This window comes from Actinoplanes sp. NPDC048967, from assembly GCF_040649415.1.
In the GTDB taxonomy this organism is placed as follows: Bacteria; Actinomycetota; Actinomycetes; order Mycobacteriales; family Micromonosporaceae; genus Actinoplanes.
Window position 1 is genome coordinate 216,206 of record NZ_JBEZFL010000011.1, and the last position, 15,116, is coordinate 231,321.

The 15,116-nt window shown below is 71.4% G+C and carries 15 protein-coding genes and 1 tRNA gene; 11 read left to right on the forward strand and 5 right to left on the reverse strand.

All coding sequences use genetic code 11. The features are described from left to right. Nucleotides 1-98: 98 nt before the first annotated feature. Nucleotides 99-1,730 (reverse strand): copper resistance protein CopC, encoded by a 1,632-nt coding sequence (locus AB0C12_RS37390; RefSeq protein ID WP_360555409.1) that lies wholly within the window; start codon nucleotides 1,728-1,730, stop codon nucleotides 99-101. A 234-nt stretch (nucleotides 1,731-1,964) separates the two neighbouring features. Between AB0C12_RS37390 and AB0C12_RS37395 the strand changes: the two genes are divergently transcribed. The 9 genes from AB0C12_RS37395 to AB0C12_RS37435 all read left to right on the forward strand — a co-directional run bounded on the left by AB0C12_RS37395 (nucleotide 1,965) and on the right by AB0C12_RS37435 (nucleotide 8,891). After that, nucleotides 1,965-2,504: a sigma-70 family RNA polymerase sigma factor gene (locus AB0C12_RS37395; protein ID WP_360555153.1), complete on the forward strand. Its 540-nt coding sequence runs from the start codon at nucleotides 1,965-1,967 to the stop codon at nucleotides 2,502-2,504. A gap of 92 nt (nucleotides 2,505-2,596) precedes the next feature. Beyond that, complete coding sequence (locus AB0C12_RS37400) at nucleotides 2,597-3,088, forward strand: MauE/DoxX family redox-associated membrane protein (protein WP_360555410.1); 492 nt, start codon at nucleotides 2,597-2,599, stop codon at nucleotides 3,086-3,088. Beyond that, nucleotides 3,085-3,810: a thioredoxin domain-containing protein gene (locus AB0C12_RS37405; RefSeq protein ID WP_360555155.1), complete on the forward strand. Its 726-nt coding sequence runs from the start codon at nucleotides 3,085-3,087 to the stop codon at nucleotides 3,808-3,810. Before AB0C12_RS37400 ends, AB0C12_RS37405 begins: the two co-directional genes overlap by 4 nt. Continuing rightward, entirely contained in the window at nucleotides 3,807-4,793 is a 987-nt protein-coding gene (locus AB0C12_RS37410) for a hypothetical protein (protein ID WP_360555156.1), read from the forward strand. Before AB0C12_RS37405 ends, AB0C12_RS37410 begins: the two co-directional genes overlap by 4 nt. Continuing rightward, nucleotides 4,786-5,256 (forward strand): thioredoxin-dependent thiol peroxidase, encoded by a 471-nt coding sequence (bcp, locus tag AB0C12_RS37415; RefSeq protein ID WP_360555158.1) that lies wholly within the window; start codon nucleotides 4,786-4,788, stop codon nucleotides 5,254-5,256. The genes AB0C12_RS37410 and bcp overlap by 8 nt, the downstream gene beginning before the upstream one ends. 82 nt (nucleotides 5,257-5,338) lie before the next feature. Then, a complete protein-coding gene (locus AB0C12_RS37420; RefSeq protein ID WP_360555160.1) occupies nucleotides 5,339-6,988 on the forward strand; it encodes a methyl-accepting chemotaxis protein in 1,650 nt (549 codons plus the stop codon). Nucleotides 6,989-7,205: 217 nt separating this feature from the next. Further along, the gene (locus AB0C12_RS37425) at nucleotides 7,206-8,123 is read left to right on the forward strand and encodes a hypothetical protein (RefSeq protein ID WP_360555162.1); all 918 of its coding nucleotides are present in this window, start codon (nucleotides 7,206-7,208) and stop codon (nucleotides 8,121-8,123) included. 34 nt (nucleotides 8,124-8,157) lie between these two features. Continuing rightward, nucleotides 8,158-8,242, forward strand: a tRNA-Leu gene (locus tag AB0C12_RS37430). A 70-nt stretch (nucleotides 8,243-8,312) separates the two neighbouring features. After that, nucleotides 8,313-8,891 carry a GNAT family N-acetyltransferase gene (locus tag AB0C12_RS37435; protein WP_360555164.1) on the forward strand — a complete coding sequence of 193 codons (579 nt, stop codon included), beginning with the start codon at nucleotides 8,313-8,315 and terminating at the stop codon, nucleotides 8,889-8,891. On the opposite strand, the gene AB0C12_RS37440 is transcribed toward AB0C12_RS37435, so the two are convergent. From AB0C12_RS37440 to AB0C12_RS37450, 3 genes are read right to left on the reverse strand one after another with little or no spacing between them, the layout of a single operon-like run. Further along, complete coding sequence (locus AB0C12_RS37440) at nucleotides 8,828-9,763, reverse strand: expansin EXLX1 family cellulose-binding protein (protein WP_360555166.1); 936 nt, start codon at nucleotides 9,761-9,763, stop codon at nucleotides 8,828-8,830. The two genes, AB0C12_RS37435 and AB0C12_RS37440, sit on opposite strands and share 64 nt — an antisense overlap. A 43-nt stretch (nucleotides 9,764-9,806) precedes the next feature. Then, nucleotides 9,807-10,610 (reverse strand): MOSC N-terminal beta barrel domain-containing protein, encoded by an 804-nt coding sequence (locus AB0C12_RS37445; RefSeq protein ID WP_360555168.1) that lies wholly within the window; start codon nucleotides 10,608-10,610, stop codon nucleotides 9,807-9,809. 19 nt (nucleotides 10,611-10,629) lie between these two features. Further along, nucleotides 10,630-11,538, reverse strand: a complete 909-nt coding sequence (locus AB0C12_RS37450) for a DMT family transporter (protein ID WP_360555170.1) — start codon at nucleotides 11,536-11,538, stop codon at nucleotides 10,630-10,632. On the opposite strand from AB0C12_RS37450, the gene AB0C12_RS37455 reads away from it, so the two are divergent. Beyond that, nucleotides 11,537-12,949 (forward strand): PLP-dependent aminotransferase family protein, encoded by a 1,413-nt coding sequence (locus AB0C12_RS37455; protein WP_360555172.1) that lies wholly within the window; start codon nucleotides 11,537-11,539, stop codon nucleotides 12,947-12,949. The genes AB0C12_RS37450 and AB0C12_RS37455 overlap by 2 nt on opposite strands. Here the strand turns inward: AB0C12_RS37455 and AB0C12_RS37460 are convergent. After that, nucleotides 12,937-13,482 (reverse strand): AAA family ATPase, encoded by a 546-nt coding sequence (locus AB0C12_RS37460; RefSeq protein WP_360555174.1) that lies wholly within the window; start codon nucleotides 13,480-13,482, stop codon nucleotides 12,937-12,939. The two genes, AB0C12_RS37455 and AB0C12_RS37460, sit on opposite strands and share 13 nt — an antisense overlap. A 160-nt stretch (nucleotides 13,483-13,642) precedes the next feature. Between AB0C12_RS37460 and AB0C12_RS37465 the strand changes: the two genes are divergently transcribed. After that, nucleotides 13,643-15,064, forward strand: coding sequence for a WGR domain-containing protein (locus AB0C12_RS37465; RefSeq protein ID WP_360555176.1), 1,422 nt, complete (start codon nucleotides 13,643-13,645; stop codon nucleotides 15,062-15,064). Nucleotides 15,065-15,116: the final 52 nt, after the last annotated feature.

Here is a 15,116-nt window from a genome sequence, read left to right on the forward strand (position 1 = left end):
AAATAACACCAAATTGGATAAACAGTTACTTAGGCCCCGAGAGGTATGACAATGGCCCGGTCCGCGGGTGCGGACCGGGCCATCGGGAAGAGCGGGTGTCAGGAGATCTTGGCGGTCATCGTCAAGGTGGACTGGTCGATGTCGCTCGTGCGTACGGTGAACTTCAACGTCCAGTCCCCCGCGGCCGGCAGCGCGATGTCCCCGATCGCGTGGAAGTCGGTGATCCGCAGCAACGGCACCTCGATCGGCTCGATCCCCTTGGCCGGCAGCGCCGCCGTGGCGGTCCACTCGACCACCGGCAGCGGCTTGTTGTCCGGCGTGTACGCGTACAGGTGCAGGGAATTGTTGCCCACCGTCGCCGGGAACACGTCCACCTGCAACGACACCGATTTGTCGGTGATCGTCTGCGAGATGGTCGTCGACGTGGCGGCACTCTCCGCCGCGCCGGCCGTCCGCGGCGGCGGGATCTGCACCAGCGCCGCTGTGACTCCCAGCACCACCGCGGTGACCGCCAGCTCGGCCATCACGATCTTGCGCAGCAGCCCCGGCCCGGTCTCGGCGGTCCGGCCGCGGACCAGCCGCCGCGAGACCGCCGCCATGCCGATCACCACCGCGGCCAGCCCGATCTTGACCAGGATCAGCCGCCCGTACGTGCTGCCGAAGAGCCCCTTGAACGAGGCGACCTCGATCAGCGCCTGCACCGCGCCCGCGATGATCAGCGCGGCCACCGCGGTCGCCGCCCAGCGGGACCAGATCGGCAGGATCGCGCCCAGCTCACGCTCGTTGGCCCGGCGCAGCAGGAAACCGACCAGCATGACCAGCCCGCCCAGCCAGACCGACATCGCGGCCAGGTGGATCGCGTCGACGACCACGGACACCCCGGCCACCGGCGATGCCGTCGGATGCCCGGTCAGCGGCCAGGTGGCCAGCGCCGCCACGCCCAGGACGCCGAGCAGGGCCAGGTCTGCCTTCGACTCGCCGCCCTCGCCGCGCAGCAGCGGGCGCAGCAGGAAGCCGGCCGCCACGATCACCCCGAGCCGGACCAGCATGACCGCGCCGAACGTGCTGCCCAGCACGTCCTGCAGGTCGTCACCGGAGACGCCGAACAGCCCGCTGCCCGTCGTGTACGGCGCTTGCAGCCACAGGGCCAGCACCGTGCTGCCCAGGACCAGGCCCACACCGGTCCAGACCAGCCGCGACGCGCCCTGCCGGGAAAGCCGGTGCGGCCACAGCAGGGCCAGCACCAGCACCGGGCCGACGAGCAGCACCAGGCCGGCGTACCCCAGGTATTTGCCGACCGGGATCAGGGCCCGCACCACCGGATCGACCGACTCGGCGGCCGCGGACTCCGTCGGCGGGGTGGAGGCGGCGCCGACCGAGAAGGTCAGGCTGCCCGCGACGGGGTGGCTGTCCGCCGAGACGACCCGGTAGCTCACCAGGTAGGTGCCCCGGCCGCCGCCCGAGCGCAGCGGGACGGTGACCGTGCCCCCCGCGGCCTGCGGCTCGCCCTGGTCGGCGCGGCTGCCGTCCGGGGCCAGCACCTGGATCTTGCCGGAGACCAGCTGGACGGACTCGCTGAAGCTGAGCGTGATCTTGTTGGGCGCGTCGGGCACGATCGTGCCGTTGGCCGGGTCGCTGCCCACCAGCGCGGCGTGCGCGCTGGCCGGCGCGGTGGGCCCGAGGAGCACACAGAACAACCCGATCAGCAGCCCGGCCGCCGCGGCGAGCATTCGCCGGAAACGCGCCAACGCGAGCCCTGCCGGGGGTCGCCGGAGTCGTTCGATTGCGCCGGGTCGATCAACGGTCATGCGGGCAATGCTCCCCGATGGCTCGGCGGCCCCCGCACCAAGGTCGCGGCACAGGCCCGCGGCGGGCGGAAACGTGAGGACAGGAGGTTGTCGTCGGCACGGGGTCGATAGTTCCCGGAACCTCTGACATTTTCCTCCGGCGTACCATCTCCGGTTGTGACAGCGGCCGACCCCCTCACCGCCCTCGCCCTCGCCGCCCGCGGCGGCGACGCGGACGCGCAGGCCGCCCTCGTGCGCGGCACCCAGGCGGAGGTGTGGCGGTTCACCGCCGCGCTGGTGGATCCCGGCGCCGCCGACGATCTCACCCAGGAGACCTACCTGCGCGCCTTCAAGGCGCTCCCCGGCTTCGAGGGCCGGGCCATGGTCCGCACCTGGCTGCTCGGCATCGCCCGGCGCACCTGCGCCGACCACCTGCGGGCCGTGGTGCGCCGGCGCCGGCTCGACGCCCGGCTGGCCGCGCAGGCCTGGGCCGACGTACCGCGGCAGCCGGATCCCGCGCACCGGCTCGGCGCCGCCGACCTGCTGAGCCGGCTCGGTGAGGAACGTCGCACCGCGTTCGTGCTCACCCAGGTGCTCGGCATGTCCTACGCCGAGGCCGCGGAGGTCGAGGAGGTCCCGGTGGGCACCATCCGCTCCCGGGTCGCCCGGGCCCGCGAGGAACTGGTCGCCGCGGTCACCGCCGCCCAGGCCAGCTGATCATTCAGGGACTTTCGGCCCATCACACAGCAAACCCCCAGGCGGTAGGACGGAACCAGGCGGCCGCGAGCGCCGACTAAGGGGGCGTGAGCATGGAGATCGGGCAGTCCGCCCGCACGACGTCCGGCTGGCTGTGGATCTCCACGGCTGCCCGGCTGGGTCTGGCCGCGGTGTGGCTGGTCGCCGGCGGGCTCAAGGTCGGTGACCTGGCCGCTTCGGGCCGGGCGGTGAACGCCTACGACCTCTTCCCGTACGAGGTGGCGAAGGTCATCGGGGCGGCCCAGCCGTTCCTGGAGATCGCCCTCGGCCTGCTGCTGCTGGCCGGGCTCGCGGTGCGGCTCAGCGCCGGCATCTCCGCCGGCCTGCTGGTGATCTTCATCGCCGGCATCATCTCCGCCTGGGCGCGCGGCCTGCAGATCGACTGCGGCTGCTTCAGCACCGGCGGGGAGCTGGGCGCGGGGCAGACCCCGCAGTACACGTGGGATCTCGTCCGGGACGCCGGTTTCCTGCTGCTCGCCGGGATCCTGCTGTGGCGACCGCGGACCCGCTACTCGATCGATGGTGTCCTGATGGGGGAACAGTGAGCGGCAACCGAGACAAGGCGAAGGCCAAGCGGGTCGTCCAGGAGCAGCTGGCCAGGGAACGCCGGCGCCGGGTCACCCTCTGGACCAGCCTCGGCGTCGTGGTCCTGCTGGTCGTCGTCGGCCTGATCGGCTGGGGCGTGGCGGCCAGCCAGGAGAGCGACAAGACGGCCGGCCTGACCACGCCGAGCGTGGCGGTCGACGAGGGTACGGCCTTCGCGGTCGGCACCGGCCCGGTGAAGATCGACATCTACGAGGACTTCATCTGTCCCGCCTGCGGCCAGTTCGAGGCCGGCGCGGCGAGCACGATCGACCAGCTCGTCGCCACCGACAAGGTGACCGTGCAGTACCACCCGATCGCGATCCTGGACCGCGCCTCCAGCACCGAGTATTCGACCCGGGCCGCCGCCGCCTCGGCCGCCGCGGCGCAGGGCGGCAAGTTCGCCGAGTACCACAAGGTGCTGTTCGCCAACCAGCCCGCCGAGGGCAGCGCCGGCCTCGACGACGCCAAGCTGATCGAGCTGGGCAAGTCCGTCGGCCTCACCGACGCCGCGTTCGCCGACGCCATCGACAAGGGCACGTACAAGGCGTGGGCCACCAAGGTGACCGACACCGCGGGCGCCCGCGGGGTCAACAGCACACCGACCGTCATGGTCGGCGGCAAGGCCCTCGAGTCGCCCACGGCGCAGGCCCTGATCGCCGCGGTGGGGGCGGCCGGCGCGTGAGGCGTACCACCCTGTTCGTCGCCGTGCTGGCCGGTGCGTTGCTCGTACCGGCCGGCCCGGCCTCCGCCCACGGCGGTGAGGGCCCGGACGCGACCGCGTACCGCACGGAGGTGACCGGCCTCAGTCCGGCCGAGCCCGGGCTGAGCGTCCGGGTCGTGGAGGCCGGCGCGCGGCTGGAGCTGGTCAACGACACCGGGCGTACGGTCGAGGTGCTCGGTTACCAGGAGGAGCCCTACCTGGAGGTGCGGGCCGACGGCACGTACGAGAACGTGAACTCGCCGGCCACGTACACGAACCGGACCCTCGACGGCGACACCCCGGTGCCCGCCGGCGCCTCCCCCACCGCGGCCCCGCAGTGGCGCCGCGTCTCCACCGGCACCACCGTGCGCTGGCACGACCAGCGCACCCGCTGGCTCGACGACGAACTGCCGCCGCAGGCGCAGGCCGACCCGTCCCGCAGTCACGAGATCAACGACTGGGTCGTGCCGCTGCGCGACGGCGTGCGCACCATCGAGGTCCGCGGCACCCTGACCTGGGAGCCACCACCGCCGGCCTGGCTGTGGTGGGCCGGCGCGCTCGCCCTGGCCGCCGGCCTGACGGCCCTGGGCCGGCGCCGCGCCCGGCTGCTGGGACCGGTCGCGCTGATCGCGGGCACGATCACCCTGGGGTACGCGGTGACGCGGATGAGCCTCGGCGCGGGCGGCCAGACCCCGGCGATAGTGGCAGCGCTGGTCGCAGTGGCCGCGGGCGTGCTGACCCTGCGCGGCCGTACGCCGTTCCTGCTGGCCCTCGGGGGCGCACTGCTGACCGTCTTCGGCGGCTTCGCCGACGCGGGAGTCTTCCGCCAGGCGGTCGTCGCGTTCCCCGGCCCGTCCTGGACCGCCCGGGCCGCCGTGCTGGTCGCGATCGGGGCCGGCGTGGCGATGGCGGCGACGGGCGTGCTGCGGCTGCGGGCAGCCCCGCTATCTTCGGACCATGACTGAGCGCCTCACCCCGGGAGACCCGGCCCCCGAGTTCACCCTGCCCACCGACAACGGCGACACCCTGACGCTGAAGGACCTCCGCGGCCGCAAGGTCATCCTGTACGTGTACCCGGCGGCGATGACCCCCGGCTGCACCACCCAGGCCTGCGACTTCCGCGACTCGCTGGGCTCGCTGCAGGCGGCCGGCTACGAGGTCGTCGGCATCTCCCCGGACGTCCCGGCCAAACTGGCCAAGTTCCGCGAGCGCGACGCCATCACCTTCCCGCTGGTCAGCGACCAGGACAAAAGCGTGCTGACCGCGTACGGCGCGTTCGGCGAGAAGCAGATGTACGGCAAGACGGTGACCGGCGTCATCCGCTCCACCTTCGTCATCGACGAGGACGGCGCCATCGAGCACGCCTTCTACAACGTCAAGGCCACCGGGCACGTCGCCAAGCTGCGCCGGGATCTCGGTATCGACTGACTTTTGCGGCAAACTTCGCGGATGCTGAGGGCCGGTGCCGATTAGAGCGGCACCTGTTGTCCATCCCCTCCGGAGACCGCCGATGCCGCTCGCCAAGCCCCGCCGTCCCCGCACCCGGCCCTCCTCCGGCGAGAAGGGCCAGGGCGGCGGCCCGCTGCGGAACCTGCGGGTGTCGCAGAAGCTGTTCGCCTCCTTCGGCGTGCTCAGCCTGCTGGTCATCGCGGTCGGGCTGACCGGCCTGGCCCAGCTGCGCGGCTCCAACAACCGGCTCGAGACCATGTACCAGGAGAACGTGCAGGCCATCGCCCGCCTCGGCGAGGTCCGGGCCGACGTCCAGCAGGCCACCTCACTGTCCGCCAAGCTGATCCTGCGCTCCCCGCTGGCCGACGTCAGCAACGTGCGGATGGCGATCGAACGGCTCGACAGCGACATCGACACCACCTGGGCGGCGTACGCGGCCAACCCGGCCGCCGGCACCGCGACCGACCGCGGCGCGTTCACGGCCGGCCTGGCCGAATACCGCAAGATCCGCGACCAGCAGCTCGTCCCGGCGGCCACGGCCAACAGCCTCGGCACCTACCTGGGCGTGCAGAACAACTACATCGACCCGCTCACCAGCAAGATCACCGTGGCGCTGAACAACCTGGCCGGCATCGAGGACAAAGCCGCCCAGCAGCAGATGGCGGACGCCCGCAGCAACGCCACCATGGCCCGCATCCTGATCCTGGCGCTGATCACCGGCGCCATGGCCTTCGCCGCCGTCATCGCCGTCGTGGTCAGCCGGGCCATCGCCCGCCCGCTCGGCCAGACCGTCAAGGTCCTCGAAGCACTCGCCGAAGGCCGCCTGGACCAGCGCCTCGAGGTCAAGGGCCGCGACGAGGTCGGCCGGATGGGCGAGGCGCTCAACACCGCCCTCGACCGGCTCACCGCGGCCCTGCGCGACATCGGCACCAACGTCACCACGCTGGCCTCGTCCTCGGAGGACCTCACCGGCGTGGCCGGCCGGATGAACGCGTCCGCGGCCCGCTCGGCCGGCCGCGCCCACGCGGTGTCCACGGCATCCGAGGAAATCAGCGTCAACATCGCGACGGTCTCCGCCGGCGCCGACGAGATCGGCAGCTCGATCACCGAGATCGCCCGCAGCACCTCCAGCGCGGCCGACGTGGCCGGCCAGGCGGTCCGGATCTCCGGCGAGGCCGGGGCGATCCTCAACAAGCTGGGCGAGTCCTCGGCCGAGATCGTCTCGGTCATCAAAATCATCACCGGGATCGCGGCCCAGACCAACCTGCTGGCCCTGAACGCGACCATCGAAGCGGCCCGCGCCGGCGAGATGGGCAAGGGCTTCGCGGTCGTGGCCGGCGAGGTCAAGGAACTGGCCCAGGAGACCGCCCGGGCCACCGAGGACATCCGTACCCGGGTCGACGCGATCCAGACCGACTCGGCCGCGGCCGTCGCCGCCATCGCCGAGATCGGCGCGGTCATCGACCAGATCAACGCGACCCAGACGGCGATCGCGGCCGCGGTCGAGGAACAGACCGCGACCACCAACGAGATGGGCCGCAACGTGGGCGAGGTGGCCGCGGGCTCCACCGAGATCTCCTCGAACGTGGCCGAGGTGGCCGAAGCGGCGGCGGAAACGACGAGCGCGGCGGCCAACACGGCCGCGGCGGCGGACGAACTCGCCCGGGTGGCCCACGACCTCCAGCAGAGCCTGGCGATGTTCCGCTACTGATCCCCTGCGGGGACCGCCATCCCACGGCGGCCGTCATGCGGCTCGATCCGCGAGGCGGCCGCCGTGCCGTGCGGTGGACATCCAGGCGAGCTCTGGACTAGGCTTTACGCGTGACTAGTGGTCGGGCGTCACCCCGAGAACCATGCCGCCCTCCACAACGGTCAGTGAAAGACATCGACCACCTACCTCTGTCGGTTACAGGTAGGGACAAACGCACATGGCTTACGTCAAGTACACCCGAGAAATGCTGAGTGAGGCGGTCACCGCCTCGACATCCATGGCCGGGGTCCTACGCCAACTCGGCCTGCCGCAGAACGGCGGCGCACACGCACACCTACGCCGAAGGATCGACAAGTTCGGCGTCGACACATCGCATTTCCTGGGCCAAGGGCACTACCGTGGCGTCTCCAATCCGAAGCGGCAGGGACCCGACGAGGTGCTGATTCTCCGCGCACCGGGCCAGAATCGAGAAAAGCCGGCGCGGTTGCGACGAGCATTGATAGAGATGGGACGGCCCTACCTCTGCGCGGCATGCGGCGTCAGCGACCACTACAACGGCAGCCCCTTGGTGCTGCACGTTGATCACGTCGACGGCCAGCTGTGGGATTGCCGACCGCACAACGTGCGATTCCTGTGCCCTAATTGCCACAGCCAGACGCCCACCTTCGCGGGCCGCAAGAGCGGGCAGAATCCGCGCGCTCTCGTGTCAGTGGATGACCAGGGCAACATCACCGAGGACCAGCCGCCCCGCGACCCGCTGAGCGAGGATGAAGTCCTTGAATTACTTTCTCTGGTCGCCCGGAACGAAATCTCCGGCGGCCAGGCAGCACGGCTGATCGGATGCACCAGGGGAACGGTGTACCGAATGCAACGCCGCCTGGCCGAACGCGGGTCCATCACCTCACAGCGCCGACCGCCGATCCCTTCAACCGATCGGCAGGCGATCATCCGCACGGCGCTTGCCCAACCCTCCTGGGGACCGCGACAGATCGCCGCGGAGCTGAGCAACAGGAGACCCGATCCCATCTCCGTCACAGTGGGGGTGATCGGCAACGTCCTCACTCGAGCCGGACTGAGCAACAGAGAGGCGAGGGCAGCCGCAGCCCGGGATGGCGAACAGCACCCCACCGTCTAGACTCACCACGACAATGCGCTAGGGCGCAAATCGGGCGGAAGTGGCGTAACCGGGCAGCCGCGCTGGGTTTAGGTCCCAGTGCTCGAGAGAGCGTGCGGGTTCGAATCCCGCCTTCCGCACCGTGTGGTGCCGCGCACCATCCTGGTCGCCCGTCGGTCCTCTCGGACCGGCGGGCGCAAGGATGGCCTCATGCCGCTGTCGTTCGTGCTCGACCCGCCGTTGACCGATGCCCTGCGGGCCGACATCGTCGCGCTCTGGACCGATGTCACCAACGCCGGCGGCGCGGTCGGTTTCGTCGCTCCCGTCACCGAGGACCAGGTGCGCCCGCTCGCCGAGACCACCCTCGCCGCCGTCGCCCAGGGCGTCGACCGGCTGCTGATCGGTGTCGACGACGGCCGCCTGGTCGCCCTGCTCTTCATCGCCGACAACCGGTTCCCGCTCAAGGCGCACTGGCGGGTCCTCAAGCGCGTCATGGTCCTGCCCGGCAGTCAGGGCCGCGGCTACGGCGCCGCCCTCATGCGGGAGGCCGCCGCCGTCGCCTCAGGGTTGCGACTTGCTGCCTTGCAGGTGACCGTCCGGGACGGGCACGGGCTGGACGGGTTCTACCGGCGGCTCGGCTACCGGGAGGTCGGCCGCATTCCGGGTGCGCTGCGGGTCGGTCCCGGTGATGACCGGGACGAGCTGGTCATGTGGCTGGAGCTGCGTCAGCCGCAGGAGGCCGCTTTCACGGCCGGTTCCGCCGCGGCCAGCGCCACGTCGCCGGCCTGATCGGGTGCGGCTTCGGTTGCTTCGAGCACCGGGGCCGGCGCCGCCGACGAGGAGGTGACGCTCGGAGACGGGGATGCCTTCTTCGGCTTGGGGGACGGCGTTGCCTTCTTCTTGGCCGGCTTCGGCGCTGCTTCGACGTTGGTGCTGGTGCCGTTGGCGAAGCGTACCGATGTGGTCTGCTTCTTCTGCGGGAGCAGTTTGATGTTCTTCGCCGTGATCGTCTTGCCGTAGATGTCGGTCATCTTGACCTGGAACGGGCCGTTGCCCATCCGGCCGTCGATGATCCAGACGTTGTAGTCCTCCTGAGCCGCGGCTTTGAAGCTGCCGCCCGGGCCCTTGGCCGACACCGATCTGATGGCGTTGGAGTGGTTGTCGATGCTGATCGCCCAGTAGTACTGCGAGGTGCCTTCGACGAAGGTGATGCTCAGCGGGCCGGGGGCGGGGGCGTTCGGCACGGTCTTGTAGGTGATCGGGATGATGCCGTCGATCTCCTTGCCGATCTTCTTGAACGCTGTGCGGCTCAGGTCGAGGTGACCGACCGGGCATTCGGGGCACGAGTCGAAGACCTTGACGCGTACCTTGCCCTTGGGGCCGGTGACGTCGATGTAGCTGCCGCAGGCCGCCGCGCCGGAGTATTCGCCTTTGCCCAGGGCCACGTACAGGTCGTCGGCCGGGGTTCTGGTCGAGCAGTTGCCCTGGGTGCCGGCGAGGTCGTAGAACGTCGCCTTGCCGCTGTGTTTGGCGCTGCTCGGTGGCGCCGCGCACGCGGGGTCGCTGTGCTGCAGCAGCAGGGCGACGCCGAGGACGCCGGCGAGCAGCACGGCGCCGCCGGTGGCGAGCCAGCGGGGGGCGAGGAGACGGTGAGCAGTCACGTTGACGCATCCTTCGCGGGTGCGGCGCCCGTGGGCAACTCTCCTAAGACAGAGCTAAGGAAGACTCCCCCACCCGGATGACTTCGGTCTCACCTGGGCTGATGTCGGGGATGAGGTTGATGCCGAAGAGCAGGCCGTCGTCGTAGCGGCGGTGCCGGCCGAGGGCGCGCAGCGGTTGCCGGCCCACTTCGCCGGTCTCCTGATCGACGGTGGTGACTACGCAGCGGCTGCAGGACTTGGCGGCGCGGAAGGTGGTGCCACCGAGCTGGACGCGGTGGCCGAGCCAGTCGTCCTCGGCCCAGGGGTGGGCGCCGGTGATGACGACGTTGGGCCGGAAGCGGGTCATCGGCACGGGTTCGTCGCCGGCTTCGAGCAGCCAGTCGTTGACGGCGTCGAGGGAGGCGGTGCTGGTGAGCAGCAGCGGGTAGCCGTCGGCGAAGCTGACCCGGTCGCCGGGCCGGGCGTGGGTCTCGATCGGCCGCACGCTCGTGTCGGCCAGCCAGGCGAGGCGGGCCGGGCGGCCGAGGAAGTCGGAGATGAAGGCGGTGGCGGCGGGGGCGAGCCGGGCGGTCAGCGGCGGTTTGGAGCTGAAGACGCGCAGGGTCTGCTTGGGGCCGTCCTCGGGTTCGGCGACGTCGAAGCCGTTGAGCAGCAGGCCGCCGGGGCGGGGGACGGCGTGCAGGCCGGTGAGGGCGGGGGCCTGGCGCTGGGTGATGCCGACCCCGTCGGGGTCGATGATCATCCAGCGGCGGTCGCCGGCGAGACCCCACGGTTCCACTCGCGCCGCGTCGTGGTCGAGGCGGTGACAACCCTTGACGGGGTACGTGTGCAGCGAGCTGATCCGCATCCGCCCAGCCTAGGCGTCGTCAGGGGTTGATGAGGCGTACGCGGACCGCGCTCGCCGCACACAGCACGACGACGAGGCCGCCGATGAGGGTGGCCGCGGAGAGGTGTTCGCGCAGCAGCAGGCCGGCCCAGGCGATGGTCAGCACGGGCTGGATGAGCTGTACCTGGCTGACCTGAGCCATCGGTCCGAGGGCCAGCCCGTGGTACCAGGCGAAGAAGCCGAGGAACATGCTGACCACCGCCAGGTAGGCAAAAGCTGCCCATTGCGCCGGCGACGCCTGTGGGTCCTGCCGCGCGGCGGAGAGCACTGTCAGGGTGAGCATCAGGGGTGCGCAGACCACGAGTGCCCAGGAGACGGTCTGCCACGCGCCGAGTTCGCGGGCGAGGAGGCCACCTTCGGCGTACCCGATGGCAGCGGACAGCACCGCGCCGAACAGGAGCAGGTCGCTCCAGTGCAGCCGGCCCAGGTCTCCGCTCTGCGCGGAGGCGAAGCCGAGCGCGGCGGCCGCGCCGAGGCCGGCGGCGGCCCAGAAGGCCGGTGGTGGGCGTTCGTGGCCGCGGATCACGGCCAGGGCCGCGGTCGCGGCCGGCAGGACGGCGATGACCACAGCGCTGTGGCCGGCCGGGGCTGTGGTGAGCGCGTACGAGGTCAGCAGGGGGAAGCCCACCACGACGCCGCCGCCGACCACCGCCAGCCGCGACCACTGGGCGCCGCGGGGCAGGCGCTGGCGGGTGACGATCAGCGCGACCGCCGCCAGGGCCGCCGCGACCACCGCCCGCCCGGAGCCGATGAACAGGGGTGAGAGCCCACCCACCGCCACCCGGGTGAACGGGACGGTGAACGAGAAGGCCACCACGCCGAGCAGTCCCCACCACAGTCCCGATAGCGGTGAGCGAACAAGGACGATAGCGCTACTATGCTCGTTCATGAATGACAGTAGCAGTTCGCGCATCGTCGACGATCTGCGCACGTGGATCGCCGCGGCGGCGCCGGGCGCTCGGCTGCCGTCGACCCGGACGCTGGTGGCCCGGTACCAGGCCGGCCCGGTGACGGTGCAGCGCGCGCTGCGTACCCTGCTCGACCAGGGGCTCATCGAGAGCCGGCCCGGCGCCGGCACCTTCGTCCGGGCGGTACGGACGGCCCGGCCGGCCGACTACGGCTGGCAGACCGCCGCCCTGGGTTCACCCCGGGCGCGGATCCCGGCGATCTCCACGGCGCTGCGCAGCACCCCGCACGACGTCATCGCCCTGCACGCCGGCTACCCCGACCGTGAGCTGCTGCCGGAACGCCTGGTGCGGGCGGCGCTGACCCGGGCGGCCCGATCGGACGCCGCCGTCTCCCGGCCGCCGGTCGCGGGCCTGCCGGAGCTGCAGTCCTGGTTCGCCCGGGAGCTCGGCGCGGCGACCCCGGCCGGGGTCACGCCGCCGGTGCCGAGCGACGTCATCGTGCTGCCGGGCAGCCAGAGCGGCCTCAGCTCGGTGTTCCGCGCGCTGGTGGGCCCCGGGCAGGCGGTGCTGCTGGAGTCGCCGACGTACTGGGGCGCGATCATCGCCGCGCAGCAGGCCGGCGTACGGGTCGTGCCCGTGCCCAGCGGTCCGGCCGGGCCGGACCCGGACGATCTCGCGCGGGCCTTCGCGGAGACCTCCGCCCGGCTGTTCTACGCGCAGCCGAACTACGCCAACCCGACCGGCGGGCAGTGGCCGGCCGCGCTGCACGACCAGGTGCTGGAGGTGGTCCGGCAGCACCGCGCGTTCCTGGTCGAGGACGACTGGGCGCACGACCTCGCCGTCACCGGCACCGCGGCACCGGTCGCCGCCCGCGACGACGGCGGCCACGTCATCTATCTGCGGTCGCTGACCAAGAGTGTGTCGCCGGCCATCCGCGTCGCCGCCGTCATCGCGCGTGGCCCGGCCCGCGACCGCATCCTGGCCGACCGCGGCGCCGAGTCGATGTACGTCAGCAGTCTGCTCCAGGCCGCGGCGCTGGACATCGTGACGCAGCCGGCCTGGCAGACCCACCTGCGCGGGCTGCGCCACCAGCTCGGCGCCCGCCGCGATCTGCTGGTCACGGCCGTCCGCGAACACGTGCCGCAGACGGACCTCGAACACGTGCCGGCCGGCGGGCTGAACCTGTGGTTACGTATGCCGGACGGCACGGACCTCGGGCGGCTGGCGACCGACTGCGCGGCCGCCGGACTGATCATCGCGCCCGGGACCGAATGGTTCCCGGCCGAACCGACCGGGCCGTTCATGCGGCTCAACTATGCGGGTCCCAACCCGGCTGCTTTCGCCGAGGGGGCGCGCATCCTGGGGCGGGCGCTGGCCGGTCAGCTCACCTGAAGTCCGTACTCGCCGGACGCGACGGCCCGCCGGATCGCTGCGGCCGTCTGCGCCGCGTCGAGATCACTTGTGTCGATGGCGTGATCCTCCAGGTTGCCGAGCTGTGCGAACGCGGCGTGCAGGCCGGTGATGGCGTCGATGTCCTTGAGCTCGTGGCCGGCCCGGGCGGTGGCGCGGGCCAAGGTCGTGGTCAGGTCGGGCCGCAGGACCACATAGGACACCTTCGGCTGTTCGCGGCCGGCGAGCGCGCGGAACGGTGGCAGGAACCACGGCCCGAGGATTCCGTCCACCACGACGTCGTAGCCGCCGCGGGCGAACGTCGCCACAGTGCCGACAATCGCCTCGATGACCACCTCGTTCTGCCGCTGCGCGGCGGGCAGGAACGGCAGCACGAAGCCGGTGCGGATCGAGCGGTAGAACATGTCGGTCACCAGATGGACGGTGGGGACTTCGGCGTCGGTGGCGAGCAGCTCGGCCACGGTTGTCTTTCCGGCGCCGGGCGGGCCGGTCAGGATGGTCACTTCGCTGGTCACGCCGGAAAGGTAGCTACCGGACCCGCCGAGAAACAGTCTTGTCTTTCCCCGCGCCGTGCCCCGGCCGGGCTTCCGGTCCGAAGTCGACGGTGGGCGGAAATTGTCGGACCCGGTCGATACGGTCCGTACCCCTGCATCCGCACGCCGAAGGGTGGCCCCCATGCCTGCCGAGACGACGTACCTCGAGCTCTCCGAAGACAGCGGCAGCGCCCACAAGTTCTATGAGGTGACGGTCGACGGCACCGAGCTGACCATCCGTTTCGGGCGGATCGGTGAGCGGGGACAGCTGCGGCAGTCGTCCTTCGCCAGCCGGGACAAGGCGACGGCCGAGGCGGCGAAGAAGATCGGCGAGAAGGTCCGCAAGGGGTACGCCCCGGCTGTCCCCGGGGGACGGGCGAAGCGGGCCGTCTCCCGGCGGCAGATCATCAGCAGCCGCTCGACCGCCACCCGGGCGCCGGTGCTGTGGCGTTACGCCTCGCACAGTCCGGCCTTCGGGATCTTCGTCGACGACGACGTGTGCATGGTCGGCAACGAGAGCGGCCTGATCACGACGCTGAGCCACGATGCCGAGGTGCTGAGCCAGTTCCGGCTGCCCGAGGGCGTCAAGTGCATCGTCGCCGACGACGGCTGGATCTATGCGGGGTGCGACGACGGCAACGTCTACGACCTGTCCGGGAAGGTGCCGCGGCTGGCCTACCGGATCGCTCCCGAGATCGACATCTACTGGCTGGACATCCACGACGGGGTCCTCGGGGTGTCCGACGCCAACGGTGGCATCTCGGCGATCGACCACGAGGACGAGTTCCTCTGGCAGCGGCCCGGGCGGGGCTCGTCGGCCTGGATGGTGCGGTGCGATCCCGGCGCTGTGCACCACGGTCACTCGGGCGGGGTCACCAGCTACGACTGGCGCACCGGGCGCGAGCTCTGGCACACCCCCACCGGCGCGGTGCTGTTCGGCTGGCAGGAGCGTGACACCCTCTACGCGGGCACCGCCACCCGGCAGGTGGTCGAGCTGGGCAAGGACGGGTCGGCCCGGCAGACGTACCGCTGTGACGCCGCGGTGTATTCGTGCGCCACGGCCGCCGACGGTCGTTACGTCTTCGCCGGTGACAGTGCCTCGTCCATCTACTGCTTCGACGCCGCCGGGACCAGGCTGTGGAAGCTGGGCACGGGCTGCGGCTCGGCGTACTCGATGCAGTACCGCGACGAGCGGCTCTACATCGTGACCACCGACGGCTCCCTGGCCTGCATCGACGCCAGCGAGGAGGCGATCCGGTCGGCGGTCGGCGGCAGCGTTCCGCAGGTGGTCGACGTGAAGGCGCCGCCGCGCATGCCCGCGGTCGTCCCGTCGACCACTGTGGAGATCGCCCACGACGTGGCGGGTGGCGTGGTGGTCGAGTGCGTCGACGAGGGCGGCCGGCTGCGGATCCGGGTCGTGTCGTCGGGCTACCACCGCGACTGGCAGGTCCAGTTCCCGAAGGGCATCCGCGAGCACGGCAGCCGCTACGTCGTGACCGGGATCCGCGAGGCGAGCCGCGGCGGCTTCTACCGGGCGTACGGCGAGATCCGCCGCCTGGTCTGAGGCTCACGCAGCCTGATGTCAACCCTGACGATCGTCGGGTCCGGAGGGTGTC

Bases quoted from the DNA above. Each gene is read 5' to 3' on its own strand.
- AB0C12_RS37465 (WP_360555176.1), top strand. From the start codon at position 13,643: ATGCCTGCCGAGACGACGTACCTCGAGCTCTCCGAAGACAGCGGCAGC.
- AB0C12_RS37425 (WP_360555162.1), top strand. From the start codon at position 7,206: ATGGCTTACGTCAAGTACACCCGAGAAATGCTGAGTGAGGCGGTCACC.
- AB0C12_RS37400 (WP_360555410.1), top strand. From the start codon at position 2,597: ATGGAGATCGGGCAGTCCGCCCGCACGACGTCCGGCTGGCTGTGGATC.
- bcp (WP_360555158.1), top strand. From the start codon at position 4,786: ATGACTGAGCGCCTCACCCCGGGAGACCCGGCCCCCGAGTTCACCCTG.
- AB0C12_RS37445 (WP_360555168.1), bottom strand. From the start codon at position 10,610: ATGCGGATCAGCTCGCTGCACACGTACCCCGTCAAGGGTTGTCACCGC.
- AB0C12_RS37450 (WP_360555170.1), bottom strand. From the start codon at position 11,538: ATGAACGAGCATAGTAGCGCTATCGTCCTTGTTCGCTCACCGCTATCG.
- AB0C12_RS37420 (WP_360555160.1), top strand. From the start codon at position 5,339: ATGCCGCTCGCCAAGCCCCGCCGTCCCCGCACCCGGCCCTCCTCCGGC.
- AB0C12_RS37455 (WP_360555172.1), top strand. From the start codon at position 11,537: ATGAATGACAGTAGCAGTTCGCGCATCGTCGACGATCTGCGCACGTGG.
- AB0C12_RS37435 (WP_360555164.1), top strand. From the start codon at position 8,313: ATGCCGCTGTCGTTCGTGCTCGACCCGCCGTTGACCGATGCCCTGCGG.
- AB0C12_RS37390 (WP_360555409.1), bottom strand. From the start codon at position 1,730: ATGCTCGCCGCGGCGGCCGGGCTGCTGATCGGGTTGTTCTGTGTGCTC.